General features: G+C 50.4%; 17 protein-coding genes. 2 read left to right on the top strand and 15 right to left on the bottom strand.

Annotation, left to right across the window (positions count from 1 at the left end; all coding sequences use genetic code 11):
- Positions 1 to 14: 14 nt before the first annotated feature.
- From ACFVTB_RS08525 to ACFVTB_RS08465, 13 genes are all read right to left on the bottom strand, one after another.
- Positions 15 to 875: a transporter substrate-binding domain-containing protein gene (locus ACFVTB_RS08525; RefSeq protein WP_387747431.1), complete on the bottom strand. Its 861-nt coding sequence runs from the start codon at positions 873 to 875 to the stop codon at positions 15 to 17.
- A gap of 42 nt (positions 876 to 917) precedes the next feature.
- Positions 918 to 1862 carry a LysR family transcriptional regulator gene (locus ACFVTB_RS08520; protein WP_387747429.1) on the bottom strand — a complete coding sequence of 315 codons (945 nt, stop codon included), beginning with the start codon at positions 1860 to 1862 and terminating at the stop codon, positions 918 to 920.
- On the bottom strand, positions 1859 to 2719 hold the full coding sequence (locus ACFVTB_RS08515; RefSeq protein WP_387747427.1) for a sulfurtransferase: 861 nt from the start codon (positions 2717 to 2719) through the stop codon (positions 1859 to 1861). The genes ACFVTB_RS08520 and ACFVTB_RS08515 overlap by 4 nt, the downstream gene beginning before the upstream one ends.
- Positions 2720 to 2821: 102 nt before the next feature.
- Positions 2822 to 3535, bottom strand: coding sequence for an amino acid ABC transporter permease (locus ACFVTB_RS08510; RefSeq protein WP_387747425.1), 714 nt, complete (start codon positions 3533 to 3535; stop codon positions 2822 to 2824).
- A gap of 46 nt (positions 3536 to 3581) precedes the next feature.
- Positions 3582 to 4289 (bottom strand): amino acid ABC transporter permease, encoded by a 708-nt coding sequence (locus tag ACFVTB_RS08505; protein WP_387747423.1) that lies wholly within the window; start codon positions 4287 to 4289, stop codon positions 3582 to 3584.
- A 117-nt stretch (positions 4290 to 4406) separates the two neighbouring features.
- Positions 4407 to 5159: an amino acid ABC transporter ATP-binding protein gene (locus tag ACFVTB_RS08500; RefSeq protein WP_387747421.1), complete on the bottom strand. Its 753-nt coding sequence runs from the start codon at positions 5157 to 5159 to the stop codon at positions 4407 to 4409.
- A gap of 763 nt (positions 5160 to 5922) precedes the next feature.
- Positions 5923 to 6477, bottom strand: a complete 555-nt coding sequence (locus ACFVTB_RS08495) for a DUF6199 family natural product biosynthesis protein (RefSeq protein WP_387747419.1) — start codon at positions 6475 to 6477, stop codon at positions 5923 to 5925.
- A 192-nt stretch (positions 6478 to 6669) separates the two neighbouring features.
- Positions 6670 to 8040 (bottom strand): NADP-specific glutamate dehydrogenase, encoded by a 1371-nt coding sequence (gene gdhA / locus ACFVTB_RS08490; protein ID WP_387747417.1) that lies wholly within the window; start codon positions 8038 to 8040, stop codon positions 6670 to 6672.
- Positions 8041 to 8142: 102 nt separating this feature from the next.
- On the bottom strand, positions 8143 to 9120 hold the full coding sequence (locus tag ACFVTB_RS08485; RefSeq protein WP_387747415.1) for a diaminopimelate dehydrogenase: 978 nt from the start codon (positions 9118 to 9120) through the stop codon (positions 8143 to 8145).
- Positions 9121 to 9834: 714 nt separating this feature from the next.
- Positions 9835 to 10452, bottom strand: a complete 618-nt coding sequence (locus ACFVTB_RS08480; protein WP_387747413.1) for a hypothetical protein — start codon at positions 10450 to 10452, stop codon at positions 9835 to 9837.
- Between the two features lie 9 nt (positions 10453 to 10461).
- Complete coding sequence (locus tag ACFVTB_RS08475; protein WP_387747411.1) at positions 10462 to 10902, bottom strand: hypothetical protein; 441 nt, start codon at positions 10900 to 10902, stop codon at positions 10462 to 10464.
- Between the two features lie 22 nt (positions 10903 to 10924).
- Positions 10925 to 14524, bottom strand: a complete 3600-nt coding sequence (locus tag ACFVTB_RS08470; protein WP_387747409.1) for an AAA family ATPase — start codon at positions 14522 to 14524, stop codon at positions 10925 to 10927.
- Positions 14525 to 14690: 166 nt separating this feature from the next.
- Positions 14691 to 16043: a glycoside hydrolase family 30 protein gene (locus ACFVTB_RS08465; protein ID WP_387747407.1), complete on the bottom strand. Its 1353-nt coding sequence runs from the start codon at positions 16041 to 16043 to the stop codon at positions 14691 to 14693.
- A gap of 140 nt (positions 16044 to 16183) precedes the next feature.
- Here ACFVTB_RS08465 and ACFVTB_RS08460 point away from each other — a divergent pair, with 140 nt between their 5' ends.
- The gene (locus ACFVTB_RS08460) at positions 16184 to 16972 is read left to right on the top strand and encodes an AraC family transcriptional regulator (RefSeq protein ID WP_387747405.1); all 789 of its coding nucleotides are present in this window, start codon (positions 16184 to 16186) and stop codon (positions 16970 to 16972) included.
- 141 nt (positions 16973 to 17113) lie between these two features.
- Positions 17114 to 17833 carry a 3-ketoacyl-ACP reductase gene (locus tag ACFVTB_RS08455; RefSeq protein ID WP_387747403.1) on the top strand — a complete coding sequence of 240 codons (720 nt, stop codon included), beginning with the start codon at positions 17114 to 17116 and terminating at the stop codon, positions 17831 to 17833.
- A 55-nt stretch (positions 17834 to 17888) separates the two neighbouring features.
- Here ACFVTB_RS08455 and ACFVTB_RS08450 read toward each other — a convergent pair whose 3' ends face one another.
- Together ACFVTB_RS08450 and ACFVTB_RS08445 are read right to left on the bottom strand one after the other, a co-directional pair.
- Positions 17889 to 18431, bottom strand: a complete 543-nt coding sequence (locus ACFVTB_RS08450) for a hypothetical protein (RefSeq protein ID WP_387747401.1) — start codon at positions 18429 to 18431, stop codon at positions 17889 to 17891.
- A 160-nt stretch (positions 18432 to 18591) separates the two neighbouring features.
- Complete coding sequence (locus ACFVTB_RS08445; protein ID WP_387747907.1) at positions 18592 to 20076, bottom strand: protein adenylyltransferase SelO; 1485 nt, start codon at positions 20074 to 20076, stop codon at positions 18592 to 18594.
- Positions 20077 to 20079: the final 3 nt, after the last annotated feature.

Genomic DNA, 20079 nt, shown 5'->3' with positions numbered 1-20079 from the left:
GAATGACCCATCGATTACTTCGATTGTCTGAATTTGTACCCTTCGTTCACGCTGTCCACGTCCTTGAAGAAGTCAACGCCCAGCCACTTATCGGCGAGCTTGGACAAGGTGCCATCCTGCAGCAGCTCTTCCGTCGCTTTGTCGAACTCGGCGGCCAACTCCGTTTGCTGCTTGTTGTACATGAGGAAGATGGGCTCTTTCGATACAATGCCTCCAACCTTTAGATCGAGCTGCATTTTCTTATTCGCTTCCTCGAATTGGTTCACGTTAAGAAGCGCCGCGTCCACTTTTCCGTTCGCCACGACTTTCAGGCTGTCGCCAACGACGAACTTCTCAATGTCTTCAATCTGCACTTCTTTGCCCGGATGGGCCTTGTTGTAATCGTTAATGATCGAGCGCAGTGCGTCGGCGATCGGCAGCGGCGCCAGCTTTTTGCCGCCCATATCATCCAGCGAGTGAATGTCATCGCGATTTTTATCTACAACCAGCGCCGTAATGTAATAGCCGAATTCCTTACCGGCAAAATGGAACTTTTTCTCCCGCTCCGGGTTTTTGAACAGATTGCCGGTCAGTGTATATTTGCCCGTATCGACGCCCAAAATTTGCGCTTCTTTATCGACCAGATCGTATTCGAACTTGTATTCCGGGAATTTTTTCTCCAGCTCTTTGAAATAATCGACCGTGTAGCCAACCGAATTGTCTTTGTCGTCCTTAAAAATAAACGGAGGATTCGGCACGTTGTTGAGCGCCACCTTGATGACCGTTTGCTTGCTGTCCTTCCCGCCGGCGGGCGCTTCCTCGGCTTTGCCGCCGCAGCCGGCCAAAACCGCCAATAATACCGATGCCATAATAATCGCGATGCTCTTCTTTTTCATGTTCTTATCCTCCGTTTGCCTCTATAATGTCAGATCGATTCGCTAACCGATGCGGCTTGCGCTTAAGCTTGTTTGAACCGTTCCTGCGCCTGTTTCCTTGGCGGATAGTTGCTGTGTGAGCTTCTTCCTCGTATCCAGTAAAGCGGCGAACGCTTCCGGACAAGCTGATTTTCTGGAAATCAGATTGGTCGACAGCGACAGCTTGGACAACGAGGCGATTTCAACCGGGAACAGCTTTCCATCGTTTACTTCCTGATGCGTGCAAAGCGTAGGCAAAAACCCGATACCCAGCTTCTGCAAAATAAGCTTCTTGGCCGCCTCCATATTATCGATGTGAAAATCGATTCGAGGCGGACTGTCGAGCGATTCGAACAGCCGATGGATGCGAATCCAATTGAGCGAGCCGCATTCGTAGAACACGAGCGGCGTTTTCTCCAGCTCCTTAATTGTTGCCGACTCCTGCTGCAGCAGCGGATGTCCCTCGTAAACGTACAGCTTGATCGGGTCTTCGAAAAACTTCGAGGAATCCAGAGCCGGGTGCGCTACGCTGCGCACAAGACCCATCTCAAGTTCCTTCGCCAGCACTTTCTCGGTAATATCGTCACTGCTGCCAGTCACGATTCGCAGCCTCACACTCGGAAATCGCTGCTTGAATGCAGGGAGAATGATCGGAATGATGTAATTGGATACCGATTCCGTGCAGCCGATTCGAATTTCGGTAGCCGGTGCGGCCTCCGTTTGAATGAACTCCTTGCCTTTCTGATAAGATTGCAGCGTCTTCTGCGCGTAAGGCAGAAATTGCTTGCCCTTCTCCGTCAGCGTAAACTGCTTGCCGTTGCGGTCAAGCAGATGAACCATGAGCTCCCGCTCCAGCATTTGAATGCGGTGAGAGATGGCCGGCTGCGACAAGTAGAGCGCATCGGCCGCTTTATGGAAGCTGTTGAAATGGACGACATACACGAACGCTTCCAAATACTCGATATTCATTCGCCGCCTACGGCGATCTCACCGTCCTCGTAGGAGATCCAGTCGCTCCAGCTGCCGGCGTACAGCCTAACGCCCGCAAAACCAGCCTCGTTCAGCGAGAGGACGTTCGGGCAAGCCGAAACGCCAGAGCCGCAGTACACGATAATTTCTTTATCCGCAGGTACGCCGCTGAATTGCTCCTTCAGCCCGTCGGCATTCTTCCACCGTCCGTCTGCGGCCAGCACGTCCTTCCAGAAATAGTTGGCCGCTCCTGGGACGTGACCTGCTGCTTTATCGATCGGCTCTTCCTCGCCGCGATACCGTTTCGGCTCGCGGGAGTCGATCAAGAAGACACTCGGGTCGTGAAGACGCGCTTTCACTTCCTCGCGGCTGACGAGCAGTTCAGTAAGCGGCTTAGCTTCGAACGCGACCAGTTCGGTCGGCGCCGTCGTCCGTTCACCCTGCTCGACCGGAAGTCCTTGGACTGCCCAATCGGCAAAGCCGCCGTTCAGTACATAGACCTGCTCATGGCCCAAATAGTGCAGCACCCACCACAAACGCGATGCAAACATGCCGCCCTGATCGTCGTATGCGACAACCGGCGTTTCCCGGTCGATGCCGAGAAGACCAAGCCGTTGTGCCAGCACTTCTGGCTCGGGAAGCGGATGGCGTCCGCCATGCTGGGTAACGGGTCCAGAAAGGTGTTTTTCGAGATCAATATATACAGCACCCGGCAGATGCCCTTCAAGATAGGCGCGCTTGCCGCTTTCGGGATCGGAGAGCAGGAACCGGCAGTCTGCTATGAACGTTTTCTCCGCACTGCCGCCGTTTAATCCAAGTCTATCGGCCAGCCAGCTCGTTTCTACTATATAAGCCATCTTCAAATCACTACTTTCTATATAGGAATAGTGTGTTATTAGAACGAAAAAACCCATTTTCGCGTAAAAGGCTGGTTTTGTCAGCCATTAGTAGTCCAGCTCTTAAACAGCCAGCCTTCTTTCGTGGCGGCTTAGTCTTTTCTCCAGCCAAGCCAGCAAACGTTCGATCGCAAAGCAGATGATCCAGTATACCAGCGCCGCGTCGACATACATCTCGATGTAGTTGTAGCCTTCGCTGGCCGATATTTTGGCCGCAGCCATAATCTCGATCACCTTGACCGTGAAAGCCAAAGACGTGCCTTTAATTAGATTGAGAAAAATGTTGCCGAGATTGGGCAGCGAGACGAGCAGCGCTTGATGCAAAATGATTCTTCGCAGCGCCTGCGGCGTCGTCATGCCAACCGAGTAGGCGGCTTCCATTTGCCCGTAATCGATAGCCTGAAAGCCGGCGCGGACCACTTCCGATTGATAGGCGGCCGAATTGATCGTGAAAGCGAGCAGCGCGACCAGCAGCGGCGGAAGATAATCCGATGTGAGCGGAAAGCCCCATCTTGCGTGCAGCAGGTCGACCAGGTCAGGCAGACCGAAGTAGATGATATAAATTTGCACCAGAATCGGCGTGCCTCTGATAAACGAAACGTACAGCTGCGCAAGCCGGTGAAGCACAGGCACTTTATAAATGCGTATGAGCGCGATTGCCGAGCCGAGCAAACAACCGAGTACCATGGCGACGACGGCGATCAGCATCGTCATCGGCACTGCTTTCAATACCTCCGGAAATTGCCGGATCGCGTAGTCGAGGTCGAATATCCCCACCGCTAGTCACTTCCTCTGTCTGGGATGAGCATGGAACGAGCATCCGCTATTTGCTGCGGGCAAGACCTCCGTAGCCGCTCCTGATCTGCTTTTTCTCCAAATAAGCCGTGCCTCTGCCGATCAGGATGCTCAGCAGCCAGTATAGAATGGAGATTACAATGTAAACCGTCATGACATTCGTCCCGTAATTGTTGCCGACAATAATATTGACCTGCCCCATCATATCGGTAATGCCGATCGAGAACACAAGCGAGGTTTCTTTCAGCAGCGATATGATGTTATTGCTGAGCACCGGCAGCGAGATGCCGAATGCTTGCGGCAAAATGACTCTCCGGAGCGCCTGAAAATAGCTCATCCCAACGCTGTACGCCGCCTCCATCTGTCCCGATCCGACCGCCATATATGAGGAACGAATGACTTCGGAAAAATACGCCGCGCTGTGCATCGACAATGCGATAACGGCGAACACGAACGGGCTCCAATCATTAACGTCGAGGTTTATCAACGTCAGCAGCTGAGGCAAGCCGTAAAAGATCAGAAACAGCTGCACAATCGTCGGCGTACACCGCATAAACGAAATATATAGGGTAGCCAGCGCGTACGGAATCGGACTTTTCTTGATGCGGACGATGGCGAGCAGCAAACCCAGCAGCAGGCCGGCTGCCGCCGACAGCGCCATTATCCAGATCGTAATGGGCAATCGCTCCAATATTTGCAGGGCGATATCGATAATTTCTTTTAGGTTAGACGACATGACTGCTTGTCCCCTCTTCCCCTGGAGTCGGTACAGATGATGTATGGCCGCCACCATGCGGCCGCGCTGTGGAGCACGACCCGCTTTAGAAGCTGACGCCGGCCGGGAGAGGCGGCGTTAAATGTCATAGCTCCACGACTGGGCGAACCGTTTGAAGAACGCCTTTGTCCGCTCTTCCTTCGGATGATCGAAAATAAGCTCTGGCGGCCCTTCCTCGATCACTCGTCCTTGATCCATGAAGACGACGCGGTTCGATACCTCTCTCGCGAATGCCATCTCATGCGTGACGACAATCATCGTTACGCCTTCTTCGGCGATTTTACGAATGACCGAGAGCACCTCGCCTACAAGCTCGGGATCGAGCGCGGAGGTCGGCTCATCAAACAGAATGACCTCGGGATTCAGCGCCAACGCCCGGGCAATGCCAGTACGCTGCTGCTGGCCGCCGGACAGCTCGCTCGGGTAGGCGTCAGCCTTTTGCGCTAGACCGACCTTTTCCAATACCTCGCGGGCGATTTTCTCAGCCTCCGCTTTCGGCTTCTTCTGGACGACGACAAGCGCCTCCATGACGTTTTGCAGAACGGTTTTATGCTTGAACAGATTGTATTGCTGGAACACCATTGCCGTTTTTCTGCGAATTTGCACAATTTGCTTCTTCGAGACCGATTCGCAATCGACCTGGCAATCATCGATATGCACCTTCCCGGCGTTTGGACGCTCCAAAAAGTTGATGCAGCGAAGCAGCGTTGTCTTGCCGGAACCGCTAGGTCCGAGAATGGCGACGACCTCTCCTTTATTCACTTGAAGATCGATGCCGTGAAGAACCGGCGTCTTCTGAAACGATTTTCTAATATTAATTAGAGAAATCATACTGCACCCCCTGAAACCGTTTATTTCTTAGTTATTTTATCGGGTTAGTATTTAATTAGGTTGAAGATAGATTAACACCCTTGCATTTTCCAGTCAATCAGTATCCCGATAGATATATTCGGATTATTGATAAATAACTTCGATCAATCCGGTCTGATATGGAGATATTGATAGAAATTTTCGGCTCAAAACTATGACTTTCAGTGAGAGGGAACACTGCAGGGCAGATGGTTCATTCGATTGCTGTTAAAGTCTTAGGCGAGAAAGAAGAGGAGATGGTGGATAAGGAGAGGTCAAGGAATTGCTGGGACTCAGTTGGGTAACCATGGGTCAAAGCAGAGATTGTAGCCGGAGTGTGAAGTAGGGTAGTCCGCTGCGTTCTTTTAATGAAATGCTGCGCAATTGGCAAATTCGTTCATTAGTGAGTGATTACATTCACCGCTTTATACATTGCATCTGATAAATCATATACAATTGGCTGTAAAATAAGAAATTTTGCGAATATATATGAAATTTCATACATAATATGACCTAAAGAGAACAAAAGCCACAAATATATATGAAATTTCGAATATATTCTGCTCAGAAAGGGTAAAAACGAAAATTATATATGAAATTTCATACATAATTTCTCTTTGGGCCTTTAGCGATGACCCTGTTCGAGAAATCATATGGTGTCCGCACCATTTTTCAACTTATTTTCTACCGTGTTAATAGGCCGCTTCTAATAAAAATAATAAAGCCGGTTTCCCGGCTTGTTGCGTTACATTTTCGTTATGTTCGCTCGTATCCAACTCTCAAGCTCGCCGCTTTGAATGCGGAACGCCTTTTGCCGCTCACTTGGATGAAGCTCAATGCCTCCGGAAGGGCCAAACAATACAAGCTCTACCTTATCTCCATTTACGAACGTGATCTCCCCACGACCGGATGAGCCATAAGCGTCGCCGGTGTCAAACGGTTCAAGCTTCGCCTCCTGAATCATTCTGACAACCTCCTGCTTCTCTGCCCCGGTCAGAATGATGTTCTCAGGTATAACAAATGAAATCCGTTCCACCTCGCCCTCAGATAGTCGCTGCTGAAAGCTGCTCGCCCATTTTCCGTCCGCACCCCCACTAAAATTCGCGGCACAGCTCGATACGAGCAGAATTAATCCGAAGACGACCCCGATAATGCCGCCTACCCTATGCATGAAGAGCGCTGCATCGCTAGGCTCGGCGTCCTTGAACTTCCAGCCAATCGATAGATACCATGCCGTATTCGGTGAAAGGACCGCGACAATTCCTAAAATGAATAAAATGAATCCGAATAGTCCATTCATTGCATAACCCCCCTTTATTTTCTATATGAGTTATACGCATTGCGATTCAACCAAGTTGCAGAGGCCTATTGGACTGTATGGAGGATGCGCTGGGGCGCATGAGCCTGAGTCTGCCCTCGTAAGCGGATAAACAAAAAAGAGGCGCCCTTCTGCAAGGGTCGCCTCTTTTAACAAACAATAGTGATTTATAGCTTACACAACGCCTTGAGCGATCATAGCGTCAGCAACGCGTACGAAGCCAGCAATGTTGGCGCCTACAACCAGGTTGCCTGGGTAGCCGGCTTTAGTCGCTTCCGCTTCGCTGTTGCGGTAAATGTTGCGCATAATGTCATGCAGCTTCGCGTCAACTTCTTCGAACGTCCACGACAGACGCATGCTGTTTTGTGCCATTTCGAGCGCGGATACGGCAACGCCGCCAGCGTTCGCTGCTTTGGCTGGTCCGAACAATACGCCGTTATTCAAGAACACGTCGATTGCCGCCAAAGTTGAAGGCATGTTCGCGCCTTCGCCTACTGCGATTACGCCGTTAGCAACCAGCTTCTTAGCCGAATCCTCGTCGATTTCGTTTTGCGTCGCGCAAGGAAGCGCGATTTCGCAAGGAATCGACCAGATACCTTCGCAGCCTTCTGTGAACGTCGCATTTGGACGCGATTTTACATATTCGCTAATCCGTTTGCGTTCTACTTCTTTCAGTTGCTTCACGAGCGCCAGATCAATACCTTCTGGGTCGTGAATATAGCCGTTGGAATCGCTACAAGCAACTACTTTCGCACCAAGCTGCTGCAGCTTCTCAATCGCATAGATCGATACGTTGCCGGAGCCGGAAACGACCACTGTACGTCCGTTGTAGTCGAGGCCTTTCGACTGCAGCATCTCGTTTACGAAATAAACGCAGCCGTAGCCAGTCGCTTCCTTACGTGCCAAGCTTCCGCCGTAGCCCAGGCCTTTGCCTGTCAGAACGCCGGCTTCGTTGCCGCTGCGGATACGCTTGTATTGACCGAACATATAACCGATCTCGCGAGCGCCGACGCCGATGTCGCCTGCAGGCACGTCAATGTCAGGACCGATGTAACGGTAAAGCTCAGTCATGAAGCTTTGCGTAAAGCGCATAATCTCTTGATCCGATTTACCTTTCGGATCGAAGTCGGAACCGCCTTTGCCGCCGCCGATTGGCTGGCCTGTCAGCGAGTTTTTGAAAATTTGCTCAAAGCCCAAGAACTTAATAATGCTCGCATTAACCGAAGGGTGGAAACGAAGGCCGCCCTTGTATGGTCCGAGTGCACTGTTGAATTGCACGCGGAAGCCGCGATTCACTTGCGCTTTACCGTTATCGTCAACCCATGGCACGCGGAAAGATACAACGCGCTCAGGCTCGACCATTCTTTCCAAAATGCTGTGCTCGATGTAGTGCGGGTTCGCTTCAATAACAGGGATAAGCGAATCCAAAATTTCTTTTACTGCTTGAAAAAACTCTTTTTCACCTTGGTTGCGGCTAATGACCGTCTCGTAAACCGATTGCACGTATTCTTTTGCAGTTTGCTGCTTAACTAATACTTCAGTCACTGGAATGGACGCTCCTTTTGCGCAAAACGACGGAGGATGAATGCGAGACGATAACTGTCGCTTGCGTGAATGAATGGGATATAAAAAGGTGAAACGTAAAGCTTACAGCAGTTCGCGGCGAAGTTCTTCAGCCGACTTTGGCGACAGATAGGAGAATGGAACGTCGAACACGGTTCTAGCGCCGGTCTGTCCTTCTTTGCTCATCCGGTTAACTGCTCTGGCATAAGCCACAAGCACGCTTGCCGTAAATTCCGGGTTGCTTTCCAGCTTCAAGCCGAATTCGATGATTTGCTTTGTGCCTTCGCCGGTTTGACCGCTGCGGATAACAAAACCGCCGTGAGGCATGCCTTGGTGCTCGGCTTTCAACTGCTCTTCCGAAATGAACGTTACCGTTGTGTCGTAATCGGCAAAGTAGTTCGGCATGGAGACGATCGTTTCGCGGATTGCGTCGAGATCAGCGTTCTCCTCAGCAACGACGAAGCATTCACGAAGATGTTTCTCACGTGTCGTCAGCTCAGGCGTTTCACCCGAACGAATGCGCTCGATAACCGACTGGACAGGCACAGTGTATTGCACACCGGCTTTAACGCCTGGTACACGACGAATAGCGTCGGAGTGGCCTTGGCTGACGCCTTTGCCCCAGAACGTGTAGTCAGTGCCTTGCGGCAAAATCGATTGGGCAAGCAGACGGTTCAGCGAGAACAAGCCCGGATCCCAGCCAGTCGAAATAACGCTGAGTTTATCGCTTTGCTTCGCTGCAGCATCAACTTGGTCGAAGAACGCCGGGATTTTGGCATGCGTATCAAAGCTGTCTACCGTGTTGAACATGCTCGCGATGAACGGCGTTTGCTCCGGCAGATCCGTCGCCGAACCACCGCAAAGAATCATGACGTCGATTTTACCGATGTACTGCTCGGCAGCCGAGATATGTTCGAACTTAGCGCCGTCCGAAGCAAGCTGCTCCGGTTGTCTGCGAGTAAAAATCGCCACCAGTTCCATATCCGGATTTTGCGCAATCGCCTTTTCGACTCCTTTGCCCAGGTTGCCGTAACCGACGATGCCCACTTTCAAAATTGCCATTTCCATCCTCCTAAACTGAGGCTAAAACCTCTGTATGCCAAGATTTTGCCATTTGTCGAAACCTATCCGAATATTAAAGTCGTAATATCGGTTTATTTTAATGAATTCATCAGAATAATGCAAACAACTAATGATATAGTACAAACGTAAGTAATCTAACATGAAAAATAGTATACAGAAATTATGCATTTATCCTATTATGTCCATAAAATGACGCCCTTAAAAACGGACAAACAGAAGCCCGAAAACAACAAATAAACTGGAAATTAACGAAAGGCATTTTTCGCAAATAACCTATGTTTTTACAACAAATTCGACTGGAAATTAGAACGGTATTTCTAAACCCAAATGATCGATTTGGGATTGACCGTTTTGTTTCCATTTCTTCAATCTCTCTTCTCTCCTTCATTCAAATTAAAGAAAATTTATTCCATTTTTGACTGTTAATTCTGAGTTAAACTTATTTACTTTTACAGTTAGCAAGTATAACGCGCTTCATTTTTTTACTTGTAATTCAATTAAGGAATCAGATGTTTTTGAATAACCTGACATGATTTGTTCACTTACTGTCGGGTTTAATTTTCTTAAAAACTTATAAAAAATTTTAAAAAAACGGAGATAAAACGCTTTCATTCCAAGAAAAAAAGCCATTGACGAACATTCGGTCGTCAGCGGCCTCTTATTTTTTTCGAAATCCTGCTTGGAGTCAAGAAACTATTTGATCGTATACGTGTTGGCAGACCCCTCTGGGGCCGCGTTGAAATAGGCGCTGTTGCCGACTGCCCCAGGGAACTTAATTCCGTATGTAATACCGCCTCCGCCATCTTTCACGCCTATCACTTCAACCACGCTAGGTACCGAAATATTCACAGAAACCGGCTTGTGATAAATTTGTACGTTTTCGGCAACTACTGCTCCATTCACCTTTATCGTTACAACGTCCCCGTCTTCTGCCGCATAATCCCACACAAGAGCTCTTCCATCCCCAGTCCCTTGCTTCATTTCGATATTAAAATCACGGGCTGCCATTCCGGCATCGTCCGTTGTAGCGAGTATAGTTCCAGCGCTTACGCCTAAGCCTACGCCGCCATTCGCCTTTACTGCATCGATTTTAACCCTAGATCCCGACGATCCTGAGGTAATAATAAATCCTGCAACGGCACCCAATGCCACCAAGCCTATCACAAATCGATGCAAGTTTTTTTTCTTAACCAATGGGTTGGAGTCTATATGGCCCGTATCAACATCTTCTCTTTTGACATTGTTCTTAGGAATCCGATTGCCTCTTCTACTCTGATCAGTCGACTGTTTTCTAAAATCTTGATTGTTCATCTTTTCCTCCTATCGATATCCTTTATTCTGTCTATGAACTGGAAACTTCCAATAAAATAGCGACATCAGTAACCGTATAACGATGATCGACGAAATAGCCAAGACGATTGCCCACGTTTTCGAGTAAGGCTCTTGCTCTGCCCATTTGTTCAAGAAAAACATAGCTAAATGAATCCCTAAATTAGTGTAGACTACCATCTGAAGCAACGGAAGAAGGAACGTAATTTTACGATACGGTATACCCAAAAAGCGATTTTTCATGGCTAAATAAAGTAAAACTGCGGTCAATCCTGTCATGAACATCATGCTCGCCTTCGGCACTTCATAATCCAGAACCGACTTCAGGTCACTGTAGGCCGATAAAGTCACTATAAAACTAGAAAAGATACAAGCAAAGAATAGAATATGGAAGAAAACGATCGCCAGTACCCACTGGATAAATTTTTTCAAAATACCTCACCCTCCTTCCGTACTAAAAATCTTCCGGTGTCAAAGTCGACAGCTCTTCTGCGGTAGCATTCGGATTTTGGCTTATTCGCAAAGCGTGACTGCGAATCGCTTTTTCAATTAAATTGCGCACGAGACGGCCATTACCTGCGGTTATGTCGCCAATATAAGATACAAAAATAGCTTCAAGCTTTCTTTCTGCTTCCCTCGTCAATACATACCCTTGAGCTCTCACTTGTCGGCGTGCGATTTCCAGCATCTCTTCTACCGAATAATCAGGGAACGTAATGAGATTCGGGAATCTCGAACGAAGTCCGGCATTACGGGTCAGGAATCGCTCCATATCGTTCTCGTAACCTGCCAACACGACGATTAAACGATCGCGGTAATCATCCATCGCTTTTACAAGCGTATCGATCGCTTCCTGCCCGTAGTGGTCGCCTTCCGCGAGAGCGTAAGCCTCGTCAACAAACAGAACGCCGCCCAGTGCACTTTCGATGACCTCTCTCGTTTTCAACGCCGTCTGTCCCAAATAACCAGCTACCAAACCGGAGCGATCCGTCTCAACAAGTGTATCGGACTTAATCACTCCGAGCTCTTTAAACCTTTGTGCCAATATGCGAGCAATCGTCGTTTTGCCGGTTCCCGGATTGCCTTTAAACACCATATGAAGCGTCTGTGCAGAAGCTTTCGGCAAACCCAGCGCTTCCCGTTTTCTGGACACTTCAATTTGCGCCGAAAGACTCCGTACAAACTCTTTCACATTGTTTAAGCCAACGATTTGATCGAGCATCGCCAAGGCGGAATGCTGTCCATTTAATCGTTCCGATTGCGGAAGCAAATTAAAATCGGCCGCCGTCAGTTCGTTCAATTTATCGTTGTCATCAACAGGATAATCGGCCAGTCTTTCCGCCTGTCTGCGAATCGCTTCCTCCAATGTATTGCGAACCAAACGACCGTTGCCGCCATCTTTCCTGCCTGGAATTTGTTTTTCGTCAAAGTAACCCCGCAGAAGCTGCGATACATCTTGTCCGAATTTAAATCCTCTCGTTTTCACCATTAATGTTGCAATCCGCTGCATTTCATCCGCTGAATAATCCGGGAACTCAATTTGCAGCGGGAAGCGTGACGACAATCCCGGATTCACTTTCAGAAACTGCTGCATATCATCTGTATAACCGGCCAAAATCACAACTAAATTATCTTTATGCAACTCTACCAAGCGCACCAGCGTATCGATCGATTCCTTGCCATAGCCTCCGCCTCGCACTCCGTCTTGCGCCAGCGCGTAGGCCTCGTCGATAAATAGAACGCCGCCCAACGCCGACTCCACAACTTGTTTCGTCTTCTTGGCCGTCGAGCCCACATATTCCCCTACCAAATCGGAGCGGTCCACCTCGATCAAATGTCCCTTCTTCAAGTAGCCCATGGAACGAAGCATATTTGCCACCAGACGCGCCATCGTTGTTTTCCCCGTGCCCGGATTTCCTGAAAAAATCATATTCAGCATCTGCCCGGAGTCTACTTGAACGCCTGCTTCCTTCCTTCTTCGATCGACGATTAGCTGTTTCTCCAGCGTCCGCACAAAAGCTTTCACTTTATCGAGACCGACGACTGCTGCCAGCTCATTCTCAATGTTGAAGGCTTCTTTTTCTCCAATGCCGAAATCGGCTGTGGTCAAAAGCTGCAGGTCAGGCTGTCCATTCTCAAGCTGTCCACCGATTCGCGTTGACTGCTTGCGTACCGCTTCTTCAAACAAATTGCGTACCAGCCGGCCGTTGCCGCTGTCGTTTCTGCCTGGTATTTGCCGTTGTTCGAAAAGCTCCTCCAGCCCTCCCAGCGCACTTTCTTCTATGCGGAAGCCGTTATTCTTCGTAATCAGCTGCATGATCTCAAGCATATTCGCCGGCGTATAGTCAGGGAATTCCACAATGAACGGAAAGCGAGAGCGAAGACCCGGATTGGAACGAAGGAAATCTTCTATCTCCGCAGTATATCCCGCAATGACTACGACTAAGTTATCCCGATGATCCTCCATCGCTTTCACAATCGTATCAATCGCTTCCCGACCGAACGTATCGTGGTCATGACGAGCAAGCGTATAGGCCTCATCTATAAAGAGCACGCCGCCTAACGCTTCTGTAATTTTAGCCATCGTCTTCGGTGCCGTCGAGCCAACGTACTGACCAACCAAATCCTGTCTTGCAACCTCAACGAGCTGCCCTTGTTTAAGCAGTCCCAATCCTTTCAAAATCCGTCCTACCAAACGAGCCACTGTCGTCTTACCAGTACCCGGATTGCCCGTAAACACCATGTGCAGCGCCATTGCAACCGCCCGTTCGCCCTCTGTGGCTCTCAGCTTATTCACCTGTACGGTCTTCACAAGCTCTTGGACAAATTTCTTCACGCTCTCCAATCCGATTAAAGCGTTCAGCTCGCCTAATATATCTTCCAGCGATTCCTGGGACACAAACGTCAGCTCTTGAATAGGCACTCGCAAAGCTCTGTTCTCTACGTAAAAGCCTTCATTCTCGAAACCGATTATTATATTGTCGCCTCTTCGAATCTCATTCCTCGCCCACAGACTTGAAACGACCGGGGACAATTCTTTTTCAATCCATTGTTCAATGGCCTCTCCGAATGATTTATTGGCGGTAGCTAGACCCGCCAACGCTCCCGGCACCTCAGAATTGACGGAAATTTTCAATTGCATTTCCTGAGACAACTCAGCTACACCTTGCGCAAGCAGCGAGGTAACAACCTGTTTCATGGATGCCATATCCAGCGGCGAAGAGATCGCCGTCGCACTAACGCTTTTCAACAAAACCGCTGGAAGGTGGTCCATAAGCGACGCAGGTATGCGCCCATACTCCTCTCGGTTAGCCATTTCATCGATATAAAAAATTAAGAAATAATCTTCGGCACTAATACGGGTGCCTTCTTTTGTACGAAATTGACCCTCTGAGGCTAATTGAGCGATTAATTGTATAATGGAAGCATCGGCGCCTTTAATATCTGTAAAAAGGACAGTGCCTTCCGTCTCTGCGAAAGCTTTCGCCATATCCTCAATGAAGTTGCCCGCTATTTCGTCACTCTCATAACGGTTCAATTCAATCTCAGATGCCGCCATGCTGGAAGTAAGCTTATTGTGGTACAAACTCGAAACCAGCTTGTCAAGCGTTGTTCTTTTCCCCGTACCGGCCGCTCCCGCAAGCAAGATGACATTCCTTGCCTTGCCTCTTCCGCCATTCACATAGCCTTGTTTATAGGCTGCTATTAGGTCTTTAATAAATGCTTGCTGTCCGACAATACTGTCGTAAAGGTTTCGTTCGGTTGCTAGAAAGATCTGATCCAATTGCTTGGAAGTCAAAGACTGGTTTTGATCCTGCGAATAGGAGCCGGCCGACATAGGGGCCGTAGAAGAAGGCATCGTGCCTTGCCGCTGCGAATGTCCCTGATCGTCAGGCCTAGAGCTGTATTGTTGCGCTTTCAATGGCGGACTCCACGACTGGTCAGCCTCTTCTTTCCGGGCAATAACCCCTTTTTCCCTAACCAGTTCGACTAGTTGCAATTCGGGAAGAAGGAACCTGAGCGTGTTTAATAGTTTTCCCAACTTATCATTCATTTAAGTTTATGACCCCCTACTAATGAGTCTTATTTCCTATATTATAGCACTAGAATAGGCGCGTTTTTACTGTAATTCCAATGTTTCGGCAAATGACGTCAATATATAAAAAAGAGGCAGCTATCGACCTCGATAGCTGCCTCTTTACGGTGAAACTTCATGAAGATTACAGGCTTGGGAAAACGAGCGTTTGGATCGAATGCGCCGGAATCGAACCCTCAGCGATTTGCTCGCGGTTGCGCAGCACGTAAGGCTGCTCTGCATCGGAGCGGTTCAGTACAACAACAACCAGCTCGCCGTTCGGATTGCGGAAAGCGGTTGTGGACAGGTCTTCCGTATATTTCGAGGAAGCAACGCGAACCGCGCCCGGACGAATGTATTTGCTGAAATGTCCGATGTAGTAGAACGAAGATTGGAACGTCAGCGAATCATTTTTCGTATCCGCAATAATTGGAGCGTCGCAATAGTTGCCTACATGGTTCGGGCCGCCTTGCTCATCCAGTACGATATTCCAATCGGTCCAGCCGGACATGCCATTGTTCAGGTTGCCCATGATGTCATGCGCATAGCGCTCGCCGCTTTTCCACGAACCGATCTGCACGCCGCCTTCGTGGCAGCCTTCCGTGAACATGAGCGCTTTGTCCGGATAGCGATGCTTCACCGCCGACAGTGCGTCGAAGTGATCGCCGGAATACCAGTGGAAGCCGATCCCCCAAATGTATTTGGACGCTTCAGCGTCGTCGAATGCTGTTTTCGCACGGTCATAGACGCGTTCCTTGTTGTGGTCCCAGATCATCACTTTCACGTCTTGGCGGCCTGCTTTATGCAGCTCTGGACCCAAGTGATCGCGAACGAAATCGCGTTCTTCCTCAGCCGTGTAAATGCAAGAATCCCAAATTTGCACCGCTTTTGCTTCGTTTTGAACCGTCAAGCCCCATACTGGCAAGCCTTCTGCTTCGTAAGCTTCAATAAACTTGAGGTAGTATTTCGCCCATACGCCCCAATATTCCGACTTCAGCTTGCCGCCGTTGTTCATTTCGCCGTTCGTCTTCATCCAAGCCGGCGGGCTCCAAGGAGATGCATAGAACGTGAAATCGTCGCCTGCGAGTTCCTTCGCTTGACGAATGTATGGAATGATCAGCTCGCGGTCGTGGCTGATATCGAATGTCTCAAGCTCCGTGTCTCCGTCTTGCACATAGGAGTAGTTGCCGAGCGCAAAGTCACAGCTGTTAATGTGCGTGCGGCAAACCGTATAGCCGATCCCGTTCTCTGCGTCATAGTACGCATCCAAGATGCGCTTGCTGTTCGCTTCTCCCAGCTTGGAAGCTGTGACAGCCGATGCTTCAGTAATCGCGCCGCCGAAACCGATAATCGTTTGGTATTCAACGTCATCGTAAACGTTAATGATTTTGTTCTCTACGCCGGCCGTGTCTTCGCGCAGTTCCAGAGGCGCCGATTCAGTCAGCCGATCCTGCGAGCCTTGCGAGGTTTGAATGACTTTTACTTTACGAGTTGTCATAATGGAGTTGTACTCCCCTTCCTGTTCCGTATTTCCTTTATTATAATAGGAGCCAGTCCCGCACTTGAAGAAACAATATGGTCGAATACCTCAACAATCTGATTGAATAAATAAAGCATGCCTTGAATGGAGGCCGTCCGATGAAGGACATTTCGGTCCACTTAAGCGATTATTCGAAGCATGAGGAGCTGTTCCACCAAGAATTCCGCCACGGATTGGATACTTATATCGTGCGGCTTCAAGCCGAAGGTGAGTGCCAAGCTCTGGTAGACGGCGCCATCCGCAATATCCGCCCCGGCGATCTGCTCCTCTTTCAACCGGGTGATATCTACGATCTGCGCATCGGATTCTCGGAGGATAAACCGAAGCTGTCCATCGATTACTACATTATGAGCACCGGACCGGGCATGGAGGAATGGTGGGCGCAGAAAAAGCGGCCGACCTTAGCGCGGATCGCCGAGGACAGCAGACTGCGCGCCGTCTGGCATCAAATCGTGTTGGAGAAAGGCCGGCTCGACGGCGGACAGCCGGGCATTGTCACCTCGCTCGTCTGGTCCCTGCTCCTGTTGATCGACCGTGCGATCGAGGAAGTGCCGGAAGACCATTCTCCGCTTGCCTATCATGCGATTCGTATTCGCCAATTTATCGAGGAGCACGCAGCCGAGCCATTCACGCTTGCGCAAGCAGCCCAGCATACGGGACTTAGCGTCTCGCGAGCGGTTCATCTGTTCAAATCGCATTTCGGCGTCTCTATCATGGGCTATGCACAGCAGCTGCGACTAAGCCGAGCAGTCAAGCTTCTGGAGCACAGCCCGCTCTCGCTTGAGCAAATCGCGGCGGAGGCGGGACTTGGCAGCTACGCTTATTTTCACCGGTTATTCCGTGCACGATACGGCGTTTCGCCAGGCGCTTATCGAAAAAAACAATAAGCGGGGTGCAGTCGTTTCATACAGCCGTTCATCAATGGACGATGCCGCCAAACGCTTGCTTTCCCCTTTTGATTATTTCATACTGAACCCTGTAAGCCTTTCTTAGAGAGAACTATAGACCAAACCAAGGAGAGATGGACCATGACTTTGCAAAACAAAACCGCTATCATTACCGGGGCCGGAAAAGGCATTGGCAAAGCAACAGCCATCGCGCTGGCCAAAGAGGGCGTCAGCCTCGGCTTGCTCGCCCGCACCGTTTCCGATCTTGAAACGCTCCAGGCTTCGCTGACCAGCGAGTACGGCGTCAATGTGTATACGGCCACTGCCGACATTTCGAATAAAGAAGAGGTCGACCAAGCGATCGCCAAGCTGGCGGGCAAGCTGGGCTCGATCGACATTTTGATTAATAACGCAGGTACAGGCCACTTCGGCACTTTGCTCGATATGGATCCGAAGCTATGGGAGCAAATCATTCAAACGAACTTGATGGGCACCTATTATGTAACCCGGGCGGCGCTGCCGACGATGATCGGCCAAAACAGCGGCAGCATCGTGAATGTCGCATCGACTGCAGGCGAGCGCGGCTTCGCGACCGGTTCTGCTTACAACGCTTCGAAATTCGCTGTTATGGGCATGACCGAAGCGCTGATGCAGGAGGTTCGCAAATTCAACATTCGCGTAACGGCTTTGACGCCAAGCACGGTGAACACCGACCTCGCACAGAACGCCGGGCTGAAGATTGGCGATGAAGACCGCATGATGCAGCCGGAAGACGTAGCCGAGCTTATTCTCGCCACGTTAAAGCTGCCTCAGCGCGTCTTTATCAAGACGGCAGGCATCTGGACGACAAATCCGCAATAACGCTGAAGGACGTGGAAATGAAGAAGAACCCGCTGCTTTGCAATGGGTTCTTTCTTTATTTTTTGATTAACGCTGTCGAGAACTGGATCGGCGTACGGCCAATTGCATTCCGTAGAACGCTGCGGAAGACAAAAGCCGCGATATTATTGTAGTTACTGTAGAAGTCGGACAAATCGTCGTTGAAAAATTGCACGACTCGCGCCTTGAACACAGGATAAACGAACGCAGATCCGAACACTGTCTTTGCGGCCGTAAACTGGTACAGCCTATTCGATTGCAGTCCAGTACGGTATAACGACACGATCGTTCTAGGTGAAAGCGGTCCTGGCAGTGGTTTGATCGTTGCGCTCCCCACCCTTACCCGGATATGAATCCGTATATTGCCGAACGCCTTCACCGGAACGAGCAGTGTAGCAAGCGCCTTTGCCTTACGAATGCCGCGAACTTGGATTGTCACTTCATATTCGCCTTTATTCAATGGGGCAAGCGGTCCTACCCGTACAAGCGGATCGCAGCCAATGGAGTATCGAAGCTCGCTGTGAAACGTCGCCTCTGGCGGTGACAGTCCGACTTGCGGACTTTTGGCAGCTGTCTTCATTGTTCGTCCTCATTCCTTACCGGCAACTGCAGCTAACCGGAACTTGAATTTGCTATATTCTATTGCTTCAAGCGCTGCGATGAAACAGCGAATGCCGTCCACACACAGCAAAAAGGCAGTTCTTCGACGTGCCGAAGAACTGCCTTTCCTTTTTGTCCGTTTATGTGCCGCAATACGTTCGATAAGGACGATCCGAATCGCCTGCCGGCGAGGCATACTCCCGCTGCTGATCCGTATGGGCATACGGGTTCTCGAGAGCGGTCAGAAGCCGTTCCATCACGCTGTAATCGCCTTGCTTTTCGGCCGCTTCAAGCGCTTCTTCAACCCGATGATTGCGCGGGATGACAGCAGGATTGCTATTCCGCATCAATTGCCGCGAAGTGGCCTCCCTCTCCGCTCCTCCGCCCGCACGAGCACGCCACTTGACGTACCATTCGGCAAAGCTCGCATGGCCCGATAAGGACGGTTCAACCGGCGTGTCGAACGTGAATGCGAGAAACGTATTCGTATAATCGGCCCCGGCATCGCGCATCATTGTGAGCAGTTCCTCGATCAGCGCTTCATCCTCCGCCTCTTCCCCGATCAAGCCCAGCTTGGCTCGCATGCCTGACAACCAGTTGGCGTAGTAGCGATCGGGAAAAGCATGAATCGCCTCTTCGGCGATTTTAACCGCATGATCCATGCTCTCGTCCAACAGCGGCAGCAGCGTCTCCGCGAATCGAGCCAAGTTCCAAGACGCTATATACGGCTGATTACCATATGCGTATCGCCCTTCGCTGTCAATCGAACTGAATACGGTTCCCGGATGATAACCATCCATAAAAGCGCATGGGCCGTAGTCGATCGTCTCCCCGCTAAGCGCCATATTGTCCGTATTCATAACGCCATGAATAAAGCCGACTAGCTGCCATTTGGCTACAAGCGCCGCTTGGCGCTCCATTACGCCTTGCAGCAAAGCCAAATAACGGCCGCTTCCGCCCTCCTCGGCGATTTCCGGATAATGCCGCGAAACGGTATAGTCAGCCAGTGCCCGAAGCTCCTCCTTCGTGCCCCACGCCGAGACGAATTGGAACGTGCCCACGCGCAGATGGCTCGCCGCCACCCGCGCCAGCACCGCGCCGGGCAGCAGCTTCTCGCGGACAATCGATTCACCCGTTTCCGTTACAGCCAGACTGCGCGTCGTCGGAATACCGAGTCCATGCATAGCCTCACTTATAATGTACTCCCGCAGCATCGGTCCAAGCGCAGCAAGCCCGTCCCCGCCTCTTGAATAAGGGGTGCGTCCCGAGCCTTTCAACTGGATATCGTATCGTTCGCCATTCGGCGCAAGCTGCTCTCCGATCAGCATCGCCCTGCCGTCTCCGAGCCGATTGAAATGACCGAACTGGTGACCGGCATAAGCTTGCGCCAGCGGGAAAGCGCCTGTCGGCATCGCGCCCCCGGCCAACACCGCCGCCCCACTCTCGGTTCGCAACGCCTCAGGGTCAAGCCCCAGCGATAGCGCCAGCCGATCGTTGAGTACAGCCAGCTTAGGCACACTCACCGAACGGGGACCGAGAGGCGTAAACAGCTTCTCTGGCAGCCGGGCGTAGCTGTTATCGAAATGCCAGCCCGTTTCCGCTCCTATTGCCACTTTATCGTTCATCAT

This window comes from Paenibacillus sp. NPDC058071, assembly GCF_042885235.1.
Classification (GTDB): Bacteria; Bacillota; Bacilli; order Paenibacillales; family Paenibacillaceae; genus Pristimantibacillus.
This window is presented reverse-complemented; position numbering and strand designations above follow the sequence as displayed.

What these genes read in the sequence shown, in the direction of transcription:
- ACFVTB_RS08460 (WP_387747405.1), top strand. Translation starts at nt 16,184, where the DNA reads ATGAAGGACATTTCGGTCCACTTAAGCGATTATTCGAAGCATGAGGAG.
- ACFVTB_RS08470 (WP_387747409.1), bottom strand. Translation starts at nt 14,524, where the DNA reads ATGAATGATAAGTTGGGAAAACTATTAAACACGCTCAGGTTCCTTCTT.
- ACFVTB_RS08485 (WP_387747415.1), bottom strand. Translation starts at nt 9,120, where the DNA reads ATGGCAATTTTGAAAGTGGGCATCGTCGGTTACGGCAACCTGGGCAAA.
- ACFVTB_RS08465 (WP_387747407.1), bottom strand. Translation starts at nt 16,043, where the DNA reads ATGACAACTCGTAAAGTAAAAGTCATTCAAACCTCGCAAGGCTCGCAG.
- ACFVTB_RS08450 (WP_387747401.1), bottom strand. Translation starts at nt 18,431, where the DNA reads ATGAAGACAGCTGCCAAAAGTCCGCAAGTCGGACTGTCACCGCCAGAG.
- ACFVTB_RS08495 (WP_387747419.1), bottom strand. Translation starts at nt 6,477, where the DNA reads ATGAATGGACTATTCGGATTCATTTTATTCATTTTAGGAATTGTCGCG.
- ACFVTB_RS08455 (WP_387747403.1), top strand. Translation starts at nt 17,114, where the DNA reads ATGACTTTGCAAAACAAAACCGCTATCATTACCGGGGCCGGAAAAGGC.
- ACFVTB_RS08500 (WP_387747421.1), bottom strand. Translation starts at nt 5,159, where the DNA reads ATGATTTCTCTAATTAATATTAGAAAATCGTTTCAGAAGACGCCGGTT.
- ACFVTB_RS08480 (WP_387747413.1), bottom strand. Translation starts at nt 10,452, where the DNA reads ATGAACAATCAAGATTTTAGAAAACAGTCGACTGATCAGAGTAGAAGA.
- ACFVTB_RS08515 (WP_387747427.1), bottom strand. Translation starts at nt 2,719, where the DNA reads ATGGCTTATATAGTAGAAACGAGCTGGCTGGCCGATAGACTTGGATTA.
- ACFVTB_RS08505 (WP_387747423.1), bottom strand. Translation starts at nt 4,289, where the DNA reads ATGTCGTCTAACCTAAAAGAAATTATCGATATCGCCCTGCAAATATTG.
- ACFVTB_RS08520 (WP_387747429.1), bottom strand. Translation starts at nt 1,862, where the DNA reads ATGAATATCGAGTATTTGGAAGCGTTCGTGTATGTCGTCCATTTCAAC.
- ACFVTB_RS08525 (WP_387747431.1), bottom strand. Translation starts at nt 875, where the DNA reads ATGAAAAAGAAGAGCATCGCGATTATTATGGCATCGGTATTATTGGCG.
- ACFVTB_RS08445 (WP_387747907.1), bottom strand. Translation starts at nt 20,076, where the DNA reads ATGAACGATAAAGTGGCAATAGGAGCGGAAACGGGCTGGCATTTCGAT.